This window comes from Sphingobacterium sp. NGMCC 1.201703 (genome assembly GCF_047784615.1).
Classification (GTDB): Bacteria; Bacteroidota; Bacteroidia; order Sphingobacteriales; family Sphingobacteriaceae; genus Sphingobacterium.
In genome coordinates, this window is the sequence record NZ_JBLOHD010000007.1 from 362,563 (window position 1) to 374,446 (window position 11,884).

Sequence of the window (11,884 nt, forward strand, 5' to 3'; positions counted from 1 at the left end):
TCCGCTCCAATAATCGTGCAAATTGTTATTCCTGACTTTGTTCTGCATATAGTTTATCGATGGCAGATTCGTTCTCTTTTAAAATAACTTTTCTTTTTAAACTCAATTTTGGGGTCAATTGACCTTCGTTTATCGTCCATTCTTTTGGGAGAAGTATAAACTTCTTGACAATTTCCCAATGGCCAAAGTTACCTGATAATCGGTTTATTTCCTCTTGATATTTTTGAATTACCTCAGGATTTTTGATAAGTTCTCCGTTAGAACTGGCGGATATTCCCTTTTGAGCCGTCCATTTGGAAAGGACATCAAAAGCCGGTACGATTAGAGCGCTTGGAAATTTGCGGTTTTCGCCGATAACCATTACCTGACCAATCAGGGTGGATTCCATTAATTTGTTTTCAATTGACTGCGGTGCAATGTATTTTCCGCCCGCTGTTTTAAACATCTCTTTCTTACGGTCGGTGATTTTCAGGAAACCATCCGTCGTGATTTCGCCAATATCTCCGGTTTTGAAGAAACCGTTTTCATCGAAAGCTTCTTTCGTTGCTTCCTCGTTTTGATAATAGCCCGTTGTGATACTAGGGCCTTTCACGAGGATTTCACCATCTGCGGCAATTTTTACTTCAAGGTTTTTAAGCGGTTTGCCGACTGTTCCGAATTTTAGCCCATTGGGTAGATAAGAGTTCACGGCAATAACAGGGGAAGTTTCCGTTAATCCATAGCCTTCAAGGACCTTGAGGTCGGCAGCCCAAAATATACGTGCTAAACGCTCTTGAAGAGCCGCACCACCCGATACGATAATCTTAATATTCCCACCTAATGCTTCCTGCCATTTTGAAAAGATCAGTTTGCGGGCAATACCCAATTTAATCGAATAAAGCAGGCCATTTTTGCCGGGTTCCTGATATTTTAGTCCTAAGTCTACGGCCCAGAAGAATAGCTTCTTTTTGATTCCGGTCAGTGCTTTACCTTTTTCTATGATCTTGTCATAGACCTTTTCCAGTACGCGTGGTACGGTCGTAAAGACATCTGGTTTTACATCATTAATGTCGTTAACCACATTGTCCAGGGTCTCCGAGAAGTAAATTTGAATACCCTTTGAATAGTACATATACACGACCATGCGCTCAAAAATATGGCATAGCGGCAGAAAACTAAGCGCTGTTTTGAAATCCTCACGTATCAGGTAATTACAGGCTGTGACATTGCTATAGACATTTTTATGTGATAAATAGACCCCTTTAGGGCGACCTGTGGTGCCTGAGGTGTAAATCAAGGTCAACAGATCATCTTCAGTGACACTGTCGCGATGTGAGGACAGATCGGTCCTATCTTCGTCTGCACTCGCAATTAAATCGGTCAAAGGGGTATGGTTTTCAATGTGGTCAAATGTATATACCCGGGGCTGTATGCCATGTTCTTTGATCGCCTGTTCAATGCGGGCAGTCAAATCTTTATTGCTTACAAATAATACTTTGACATCCGAATCGTTAACAATGAAAGAAAGATCCTGTGCTGATAACGTTGGATAGAGCGGAACTGTTGCAAGCCCAATTTGATTACAGGCAAAATCAACCAGGTTCCATTCCGGTCTATTACCGGACATTATCCCGACGCGATCCCCTTTCTTAAGCTCCAATTTCAATAGCGCCCGACTCAAGGAATCAATTGCCCCTGTATATTCTTTGGTAGAGTAAGTTTTCCAGTTGCCACCGGAATCTCTGCCTGCTACCATAATGTCCTTTGCGTATTTTTCTTTATACAAGGTTATAAAGTCAAAAATTCTGCCCATATCACGTGAGTTTATTTTGGTTATCACTATTGACTTAAATATAAAAAAAATATCAGAATAAAGTTGGAGATATTGGGATTAATGTCATAACAAATTAAACATTGTGTCGTTATAGCTGTAATTGTTACTTTTGAAAGATATAAAGTAGTATATAAAGCGTTCAATTTTTATGAGAAAAATATTTTTGGCTGTCGGTGGAATGCTGATGTTTGCTGCATTATCCAATAAAGCTGTCGCTCAGTTGGATAATAAAGGCGCTATTGGTGGGCGATTTGGTTCTGCGCAGGGGATTACTTATCGTCACACGCTTAATTCGAACCATGCGTTGGAAGGTATTATGAGTATTCAAAGCAATTCTGATTTCCGCCGGTTTCGTGTTGTGGGATTGTATGAGATTTACAAACCTTTAGCGACTGGTCTAAATTGGTACTATGGTTTTGGTGGAAGTATCGGGTCGTACAAAGAAAAAGACAAAATTATAAATGGTCAACGTCACTCGTTTGATTCACATCTTAATTTAAGTATAGACGGTATTGTCGGGATTGAGTATAATATTCCACAGGCACCGTTCCAGATTTCACTGGATGTAAAACCTTATTTTGACTTTCTGAATGAATCCAGTATCAAAATATTTGATCCGATCGGATTTTCGGTAAGATATAAGTTTTAGAATTAACATCAAGAGCAGAAAGATCTTTCTGCTCTTGATGTTAATCGTTACATATTTGATAAACATCCTCTTTAAGCCATCCAGATTTTTCCCAAGAGCTCCTGTAAGAACGTTTGGTCTTTAAGTGGGCGGATTTCATGGATCTTCCTGTTATTTCGTCTGATTTCAACGGGTATTTCTCGTACCAAGCCGTCTCTTGCAATCAGGAAATTCAATATTTCTCCTTCCGTAGCATGTTGGATGATAAAATCGATCTCTTTGTCTTTGGGATCCAATCTGACGTTATTTATAGCAATTAATTCATCCCTGACATTTAGTCCCGCATCGTAGGCACCCGTTCCTTTTTCAACGGTCGCAACACTGATGATACCCTCCACTTTGTTGGTGGTGATGCCCAGCGTTAAACTGTCGTTATCTTTATTGGTATCAACGATTTCATAGCCTACCAAGTTAAAATACGCATTGTAATCGAGTTCGCCGTCTTGATGCGCGGCTTGGAATATATCATCCAGAGAGGTTCCTGCGATATGCTCCGCTAAGCTCTGAAATTCTTTCTCTTCAAAACCGCGGTCAAGCTTTAAGAAAAATTCCTCATAGGCAGCACGGATGATGTCGTCCAATTTGACCTTTCCCTCTGTAGCAGCGATTACTTTGATATCTAACAGTGCGGTAAGCATGGCGCCTTTGTTATAGTAGGAGATAGCCGAATTAATGGCATTTTCATCCGGTCTATAATATTTGATCCAGGTATCAAAGCTCGAAGCAGCCGCAGACTGTATTTCATGCCCAGGACGGTTCAGTACAATATTGAAATCATTGGCCAATAATGAAAGGTATTCCTTTTCATCGTAGAAGCCACAGCGCTTGATGATTAAATTGTCATAATAAGAGGTAAAGCCCTCCATGATCCACAAGCCTGTGGTATAGTTTTCTGCGTCATAGTCAAAGGGACCTAATGCCTTGGGACGAAGCCGCTTTACATTCCACAGGTGAAAATATTCATGGGCGACCAGGCTCAGGTATGTTTTGTAACTATGTTCATTGCGATAAGCATTTCTCGAAGCTCCTAACACGGTTGAATTAAGGTGTTCAAGCCCACCACCACCGGATTGATAATTATGCGTGATGATGACGTAACGTTTATTGGGATTTGATCCCCAAATACGGGTTTCTTCTTCCACAATACGAGTAATATCCTTTGTAAGACGTTCTTTATCATAGCAACCGCCACCAACCATAGCGCATTCATGTTCTACACCAGCAGCCTGAAACTTCCAGATATCCTGGTTGCCTACTTCAATCGGGCTGTCGTATAAAACGTCAAAGTTTGGCGCATGAAAAGTATGTTGCGTCAAGCGTTCAAGTCCCGTGGATATACTCTTCCAGTTTTCTTTCGGTACAATAGCGATCGTGGAAGGGATATGAAGAGAACCTTCAAGGTATAGAAATGTTGCTGTTGGGACTATAAATGCATGATCACTGTCGAAAAAATTTGTACGGACAGAGACTTCGAAGCCATATACTGAATAGTGTACATCGATCTGATCCAAGGTATTCGTCGTCACACGCCAGGTATTCTTTGATATTTTGCTGAAAGGAACAGGATTTCCATCTGTGTCAACAGCTTTAAATCGCTCTACATTTTTTGCATATTCACGAATCAAATAGGAACCTGGTGACCAAACGGGCATTTTTAGATCAACATAAGGTTGGTTGAGTTTTTTTAGGCTCATCTTCACGTTAATGTAATGAGCTTGTACTTCTGGAAATGATACCTCAAAATTTATTGTGGGTACATTTAAATGGTCACTATCCATGAAAAATAATTTTAGTATGCGCTTACAAAATTAAAAGTATCTTATGCTTAAATCAAACAAAAAAATGTTTTGTTGGTTCTTCAATAGTTCATTAAACCCGTTGAACTTTGATTGATTCAAAAAGTTTCATTGGATTGGCCGGATGCTACATAAGAAATCCAAGATACATATTTTCTTTAAGAATCGTCATTTCAGTTTGGAGGTAATTTTTGTATATTTGATACACTAGTTTATAAGGGGAAAATAATCAAAGAATTTGTATGATCTTAGTTGTTGATAGTGGCTCGTCAAAGTCAGATTGGAAATTGGAATTGCCTGATAGTGCTCCAATTTCGTTCAGTACTAATGGACTCAATCCTTTTTTTGTTAATGAAAAAGAAATCACACGCGTTATTAAAGAAATACCTGAAATAATACCCTATGCTGATGAGGTAACGGAGCTTTATTTTTTTGGAGCGGGCTGTATTACCCCAGACCGTCGTGAAATGGTTTCAAATGCGTTGACCCCTTTATTTGAAAATGCATATATCGCAGTAGAGAATGATCTGTTTGGTAGCGCGCTAGCAACCTGTGGTAATAAGAAAGGCTATGTAGCTACACTGGGTACAGGGTCGGATCTGAGCTTTTTTGATGGAGAAGAGCTTATGCCTTCCCACAATGGAAATGGCTATGTGCTGGGAGACGAGGGTTCTGGCGCCTATTTCGGTAAAAAGCTTCTACGTTTATTTCTATACGGGCGTATGCCGAAAGATCTAAACGAGAAATTCGCCGTTAAATACCGGATAAATAAAGAGGTGGTTATAAAAAATGTCTATCAGAAAGAACGTCCGAATGCTTTTTTAGCCTCTTTTGCGCCGTTTATGTCTGATAATATTACCCATCCATTTATTATTGACCTAGTAAAAAGTGGTTTCGAAGAGTTCGTTCAGGCGTCTATTTTGACTTATGCCGATTATACACAGTATGAATGCCATTTTGTAGGTTCTATTGCGTACAGTTTTGATTTATTATTGCGTGAAGTGTGTGAAACACATCAGATCAAGGTCGGAACAATACTAAAATCACCTATTAACGAACTGTTCAATGCAGTATTGGAAAGAGAGAGTAACTCATTGTTAAGTCTATAAAATTAAATAAATATGATTGTTGCAACTATTATGGTGTATATGTCAATGTTATTTGGCAATCCCGACATTTATAATTTCACTTTTAAGACGCTGGAAGGGCAAGAGGTGAAGATGTCCGATTTTAAAGGAAAGAAGATATTGATCGTCAATACAGCTTCTAAATGTGGTTTTACGAAACAGTATAAGGATCTTGAAGAACTCCACAAGACATTTGGCGATAAATTGGTGATCATCGGCTTTCCGGCAAACAACTTTGGACAACAGGAACCGGGATCTAATACGGAGATTCAAGAATTCTGTGAACGGAACTACGGTGTAGACTTTTTAATGGCTGAAAAAGTGGAAGTCAAAGGAGATCAAATTTCCCCATTATTTAAATATCTGACCACACAGGATAATCCTGATTTTACAGGAGAAATTAAATGGAACTTTGAAAAATTCCTGATCGACGAAAATGGTAAATTGGTGCATCGTTTTCGATCGGCTACAAATCCGTTAGACCCAGCGATTGTAAACTGGGCGGGAAATAAAAAATAAATCAGTTAAGACTCAAAATATGATACCCTCAAAAAGTTCGCTACTATTTGGGGGTATTTTTATGGGTGAAAGACAGCGGGATGATTCTCATTGTGCTCCAACTGTTCTGCTTATCAAGCCTTTTTTCCTAGTTGGAAAATAAAAATTGTGAAACTTTTTTACTGAATTTTCACCTATTTTAGGTACGTGTCATATAAGGCACGGATACAGTCTTTCAATAGCGGATTAAACTCTTCACTATCAGGTATGTTGCAGCCATTTGTGATTACGACAAATCCATATTTTTTCTTCGGATTGAAAAACATTGCACTGTATAAACCATAAGCAGAACCTGTATGTCCCGTTAATGTAATTCCCGGAATGACCGTATCTTCATTCATCATGGCCAGACCATATCCTGAATCGCTGTTAACAGTTGTTTGCATAATCTTCGCATACTTTTTATCCATTATTTTCTTCCCGTTTCCCATTCCATAGTTCATATGCATGAGCATATATTTTGCAAGATCGAGTGCTGATATTTTCATTCCGCCGGTCGGGGAAAGTGTAGGCGTTGTATACCCCAACTGATAAGCTGCAAGTTCATCCCTTCTAGGGGCATAGGCATTTTGTTCCTCTATAAAATTGGCTTTATCGTCAAATGAATATAAAGGGACTAACTTGGTCTGATCCAGCGAATCAATACAATATCCGCCATAAAGATGCAATGGCTTGAGAATATTTTTGGAAATATAATTATCAAAACGCGTCTGTGTCAGCTTCTCCAATACGGCCCCTGCCATATTAAAATTTAGATTGCAATATTGATATTGGCTGCCTGGTGCATAATTGTTGTATGAATCTTTCCAGCCTGGATTTTTGGATGGGTTGATTACATCCATATTAAAATAGCCGTTTTTATCATTGATGCTGGAAGTATGGGAAAGTACCATCCGAAGGGTAATTTTTGCTTCGGGATAGTTTGGATTTCTAATTGGAAAACCGATAAGATCGCCGAAATCATCGTCTAGCGAACAGCGACCCTGTTTTAGAAGTTGCATAAAAGAGGTCGCGGTAAACGACTTCGATATGGAAGCGATTCGGAAAATATCGTTGTCCTGTAAGGTGGTTTTGTCTTTTATGTTTTTGTAACCGTAGTTATTATGAAAGTCAATCTGGTTGTTTTTGACAAGTACCACACTCAATCCTACTGCTTGATAGCGTTGCATAATTGCCAGCAATCTTTGATCGATTTCTGAAGCCTGCTGCCCAAATGATAGTATAGGGAGCAAGAATGTTAATAGGAGGAAGGAAATGAAAGTCTTTTTCATGATGTGTAAGCGAAAAAATAAACAGGGCTAGCTTTAACTTTTATTGAATTTAAGATATTCTTTTTGAATACACTGAATAAATTCCCCAAGAGCACTATTCTTGCTTTTTATATTCGAAACAAGGATAACCTCCGTTTTGCTATCGATGTCACCAAGATTCAGCATTTTCAATTTTAGATGTGGATACTGTTTAATCGTCGATGCTGGAACCACAGCCAGGCCTAATCCCTGAGCAACCAGTTCTAGGATAGAGGACATGGAATTACTTTGATGCACAATCTTGGGTTCGAACCCCATACGATTGCAGGTGTTGATCGTTAATCGATGGTATTCAGAAGCATATTTTTGATTGAATGAAATAAAATTTTCATTGAAAAAATTGATGTTGTTAAAGTCCACAGTCGTGGATCCCACAATAACCATAGGGTCTTCAAACAGGGGGGTGATAAGAAGTTCGCTTGCGTAAATAGGCGCGCGCATAATTCCGAGATCCAGTTTTCCATTTTCCAATGCTGCTTTCTGTTTTTGAGTCGATGTTTCAAACAAACTGACCCGTAGGTAAGGGAATTTTTGCTGAATCTGTTTCAATACTGTTGCCAACATCTGTTTTGGTGTGGAACTGATATAACCTAGTTTAAATTCCCCTGAAATATTGTTATGGATCTGTTTTGTGATTGTTTTGCTATGCTCTAAATTTTGAAGGATTTCGATGACCTCTTCCAAAAAGTATTTACCGGCTTCGGTCAGTTCTACTCTTTTGTTGGTCCTAAAAAATAGAATAACACCCAGCTCATCTTCAAGATCCTTGATTTGTCTGCTTAGAGGGGGTTGGGACATAAATAACCGCTCAGCAGCCCTTCCGAAATGAAGTTCCTCAGCCACTGTTTTGAAATAAATAAGATGTCGGATTTCCATTGATACTTTTTTGGTATGAATCGATGACAAAATAAATATTTTTAATGAATTTGGGTTAACCTTACCTTTAAATAATTAAAATTTATAGGCGATACTCCTGTCAGAATGCAAACAGCGCCAATGAAAATAACTTGGATACGATAGGTATCCACCGAGTGATAAAAGGTGTATTTATGCGTATTAAATAATTATTAGACTATGAATAAGGCAACATTACAGGAAATTGAAACGCGATTTGACCAGGATGTCGAACGGTTCTCCAATTTAGAAACAGGTCAAGCGACGACACTGGATGCGGTGTGGAATATGGAGCTCATAACGGATGCAATTTCATCGCTCTATCCGAATCTGGCGAATGTGTTGGATATCGGCTGTGGCGCTGGTAACTACGATGTGAAATTGCTTCAGAAGGTTAGAACCAATCCGGATGTTACTTTGGTCGATTTGAGCCTACCCATGTTAGAACGGGCTAAAACACGAGTCGGCGTGCTTACGAATGGGGCGATCAATTTGATTAAAGGTGATTTTAGAGAGGTCGATCTACCCGAAGAGAAATTTGATGTTATCATAGCGACGGCGGTTTTACATCATTTGAGAGACGATCAGGATTGGGAGAGCGCATTTCGTAAACTTTTTAAACTTCTCAAAAAAGGAGGCAGTGTATGGATTTTTGATCTGATCGAACAGAATAGTACCGCTCTCCAACACCTAATCTATCGTGAAAAATATGGCGCTTATTTAATCAGCTTGAAAGACCAGGCATATCGCGACCATGTTTTTGCCTACATCGAGCACGAGGACACACCACGGCCGCTGATCTATCAGCTTGAATTATTGTCAAAGGTCGGATTTAAAGATATAGATGTGTTACACAAGAATTTATGTTTCGCTTCTTTTGTCGCATTTAAATAGTATTCTCATGTGATAAAAACCATAAAATAAATAAGGCGATACGGGGAGTATCGCCATAAAATCACACTAACTATTAAAAAACCTATAGGACTAGGAATTTACAAATTCAATAAACCAATGTCTGTTTGATATCGCTTCCCCTTCACTTATCCCGTCTGGTCGAGATATCAAAAAAATAATAAAATGTAATTATTAAGGTCAATACTTCAAAAAAACAAAGTATTTCCATTGGTTTACGTAAAGATATATGTTTATTTTTTAAATACAAATAAAATTGACGAAAATTAAAAATTTATTATCATTTTACTGTTTTTAAAAACTCTGTCCACGCTACCTGATCAGTTTTAAACGTTAGGTCTGCTATTGTAAGTTCGTGTACCGGAACCCAACGGAAAGACTGCCGTTTATTATCTTCAACTTTCTCGTTCGGATCAAAGTCAAACGCTTTGGTCGTCGTTCTGATCTGAATGGTTGATGTATTTCTAACCTGGTAGTAAATTGATATGATCTGGCTGTCGTTGAAGCTAGATTTCTCATAAAAATCAGTTGTATAAATATGCTTAACAACAGCAATGTCAAATGCACATTCTTCTTGATATTCTCTGATTAAGGCCTCCAATAGACCTTCGCCATACTCTAGCCCTCCACCGGGGAATTTGGTAAATGAAACATTTTCCGTTCTTTCATCACTGATCAATACTTCCTGCTTTTCATTGATCAGTATCCCGTATACTCTTACGTTAAATGGAAACATTCTTTATTCTCTATTTATTATAATCAATTTTTTCTTCTACAATGGCATAAAACCATTTTCAACAGCAAACTCATCTAAACCTATATAGGAATAATGTCTTGGCAGAAACCAGCCAATTGCTTCCATGATATTCGTGAATTCTTTCTCCGTTCTAAATTGATTGGCGACGATATTAAATACCAGATCCTGAGATGCTTTTTCTTCGTATTTATAATTACGTGCGATAAGCATAATTTTAGCATTCTTGACGCCATAATAATCCAAAAACTCACGAAGTTGTGCGCGCACCTGCTGGGGTAGGATTGTTTCCGATGGTTGACCAACTAAGATTTCTTCATCTTTACCAATTGTAGTTTGCTCGGTTTTTGGTGAAAAAATACTCTGGTCCGTGTAAAACTCTTCATTCAGAAAATAATTGACCAAATCGCCGTAGGTGAATATCCAATCTGGATTTTCATTTTGCGGATTAATAGCGATACCAAAACCTTTGGGTAGTACAAAATCCTTTAAACGGTTTTTGATAACAAAGGCCTGGAAATTTTGATCTTTGGGCACGCTTTCCAGTTGGAAATAAGGAAATCCGTCCGGGCCGATGACTACTTCGGTTTCGGCGAGTTTCAATGTACACTCAGCGATATTATTTAAGAAGGTATCGCGCCATGATTCATCCCGTTCTGCAAAAGGAACCTCCATCAGATTGTTAACGATAATGGTTTTTTCTAGGTCTCCTAACCGATTGTCGTTCGCATTGTTACTATCGTCAAATAAATGTATTGTACTCATCTTGGACTGTGATTTTGTTAATTGCAGGTAAAAGTAAAAGAATAATTATAATTTAACGACGTTTTCTTGATTTTGATTGCCCTTTTCGGCTATTGTTCTGACTGCTGGATAGCATTTTTTCCCAACTCAGTAAAAAGGGGTGTTGATCGTCTATTGGTACTTGTTTATGGAGTGATAACTGTAGCTTGATCCATTTTTGGTTATCTTCGGCGTCACAGAATGTGATAGCTGTACCGTCCGCCTGAGAACGACCCGTTCTACCAATGCGGTGTGTATATAACTCAGGCGAGTCAGGTACTTCATAGTTTATAATCGCTTCCAGGTCAGGAAAATCTACGCCTCTCGCCAGTAAATCCGTTGTAATCAATACCCTGTTTTCTTGACTTCTAAATTTGTTGATAATATCTTCACGTTGGGCCTGGGACTTATCGCCGTATAGCGCGAGAGCTGAAATGTTATTTCGACGAAGATCTGCTTCAATCCGTTCAACGGCATGTACTGTCCGTGTGAAAATAAGGACTTGTGATTTAATCCTATTTTCAAGTAGGTAACGGACTAAATTTTTCTTGTCATTTTTATCGACGTACAATACGTACTCGGTGATTTTTCCTTTTTTTAATTGATTGTCTATGGTTATTTCTATTGGGTGTTTCAGTCTTTTGTGAATGATTTTGTCCATTTCCACTGTGCGTGTTGCGGATACGAAAATAGACTGTCTCTCAGTTGGTAGCGCCTGTATGATTTTATTGATTTCGATTGTAAAGCCCAGATCAAGCAATTGATCAAACTCATCAATGACTAAAGTATCTATGGTTTTCAGATTAACAAGCTGTTGTTCCAGAAAGTCGAGTAGTCTACCAGGGGTTGCTAGGATGAATTGCGCTTTAGGATAGGTCGCGAGTTGACTCTCGTAAGTTCCGCCCCCATAAAAGCAGGCGATATCGAGACCTGTGCCCTCGATCAGTTTAGCAAGCCTGTCCTTTGTTTGGATACAGAGTTCGCGTGTTGGAAGCAGAATAAGTACAGCGGCATGTTCTCTCTGCTCTTTTTCCAATAGACGTTGTATGAGCGGGATAGCGAAAGCTTCGGTTTTTCCAGTCCCTGTGGGGGCGATAGCCAGACAATCTTTGCCTGCTAATACGGTAGGAATCACCTGCTCCTGGATAGCTGTTAATACCGAAAGCTCTTGTTTTTCCATGTTGGAAAAAAGAAGCTTATTGAGTTGAAGTGCTGAAAAATTCACAGTAAAAAAATAAAATTAAAAAGA

11 protein-coding genes are annotated in these 11,884 nt (G+C 38.8%); 4 read left to right on the top strand and 7 right to left on the bottom strand.

What is annotated here, in order from left to right:
- Nucleotides 1–25 precede the first annotated feature (25 nt).
- The gene (locus ACK8HY_RS17010) at nucleotides 26–1,792 is read right to left on the bottom strand and encodes an AMP-dependent synthetase/ligase (protein ID WP_416134296.1); all 1,767 of its coding nucleotides are present in this window, start codon (nucleotides 1,790–1,792) and stop codon (nucleotides 26–28) included.
- A 169-nt stretch (nucleotides 1,793–1,961) separates the two neighbouring features.
- Between ACK8HY_RS17010 and ACK8HY_RS17015 the strand changes: the two genes are divergently transcribed.
- Entirely contained in the window at nucleotides 1,962–2,462 is a 501-nt protein-coding gene (locus ACK8HY_RS17015; protein WP_416134297.1) for a hypothetical protein, read from the top strand.
- Nucleotides 2,463–2,533: 71 nt separating this feature from the next.
- Here ACK8HY_RS17015 and ACK8HY_RS17020 read toward each other — a convergent pair whose 3' ends face one another.
- Nucleotides 2,534–4,279, bottom strand: a complete 1,746-nt coding sequence (locus tag ACK8HY_RS17020) for a M61 family metallopeptidase (RefSeq protein WP_416134298.1) — start codon at nucleotides 4,277–4,279, stop codon at nucleotides 2,534–2,536.
- Nucleotides 4,280–4,539: 260 nt separating this feature from the next.
- Here ACK8HY_RS17020 and ACK8HY_RS17025 point away from each other — a divergent pair, with 260 nt between their 5' ends.
- Both ACK8HY_RS17025 and ACK8HY_RS17030 read left to right on the top strand, forming a co-directional pair.
- Entirely contained in the window at nucleotides 4,540–5,406 is an 867-nt protein-coding gene (locus ACK8HY_RS17025) for an N-acetylglucosamine kinase (RefSeq protein ID WP_077437438.1), read from the top strand.
- Between the two features lie 12 nt (nucleotides 5,407–5,418).
- Complete coding sequence (locus ACK8HY_RS17030) at nucleotides 5,419–5,943, top strand: glutathione peroxidase (protein ID WP_077437437.1); 525 nt, start codon at nucleotides 5,419–5,421, stop codon at nucleotides 5,941–5,943.
- 173 nt (nucleotides 5,944–6,116) lie between these two features.
- On the opposite strand, the gene ACK8HY_RS17035 is transcribed toward ACK8HY_RS17030, so the two are convergent.
- Nucleotides 6,117–7,253, bottom strand: coding sequence for a serine hydrolase domain-containing protein (locus ACK8HY_RS17035; RefSeq protein ID WP_077437436.1), 1,137 nt, complete (start codon nucleotides 7,251–7,253; stop codon nucleotides 6,117–6,119).
- Nucleotides 7,254–7,286: 33 nt separating this feature from the next.
- The gene (locus ACK8HY_RS17040; protein ID WP_077437435.1) at nucleotides 7,287–8,168 is read right to left on the bottom strand and encodes a LysR family transcriptional regulator; all 882 of its coding nucleotides are present in this window, start codon (nucleotides 8,166–8,168) and stop codon (nucleotides 7,287–7,289) included.
- A gap of 198 nt (nucleotides 8,169–8,366) precedes the next feature.
- Between ACK8HY_RS17040 and ACK8HY_RS17045 the strand changes: the two genes are divergently transcribed.
- Nucleotides 8,367–9,080, top strand: a complete 714-nt coding sequence (locus ACK8HY_RS17045; protein WP_077437434.1) for a class I SAM-dependent methyltransferase — start codon at nucleotides 8,367–8,369, stop codon at nucleotides 9,078–9,080.
- 298 nt (nucleotides 9,081–9,378) lie between these two features.
- On the opposite strand, the gene ACK8HY_RS17050 is transcribed toward ACK8HY_RS17045, so the two are convergent.
- The 3 genes from ACK8HY_RS17050 to ACK8HY_RS17060 are packed head-to-tail and all read right to left on the bottom strand — an operon-like array spanning nucleotide 9,379 to nucleotide 11,815.
- Complete coding sequence (locus ACK8HY_RS17050) at nucleotides 9,379–9,834, bottom strand: NUDIX domain-containing protein (RefSeq protein ID WP_077437433.1); 456 nt, start codon at nucleotides 9,832–9,834, stop codon at nucleotides 9,379–9,381.
- 36 nt (nucleotides 9,835–9,870) lie between these two features.
- Nucleotides 9,871–10,617 (bottom strand): hypothetical protein, encoded by a 747-nt coding sequence (locus ACK8HY_RS17055; protein WP_416134299.1) that lies wholly within the window; start codon nucleotides 10,615–10,617, stop codon nucleotides 9,871–9,873.
- Between the two features lie 52 nt (nucleotides 10,618–10,669).
- Complete coding sequence (locus tag ACK8HY_RS17060) at nucleotides 10,670–11,815, bottom strand: DEAD/DEAH box helicase (protein WP_077437431.1); 1,146 nt, start codon at nucleotides 11,813–11,815, stop codon at nucleotides 10,670–10,672.
- Nucleotides 11,816–11,884: the final 69 nt, after the last annotated feature.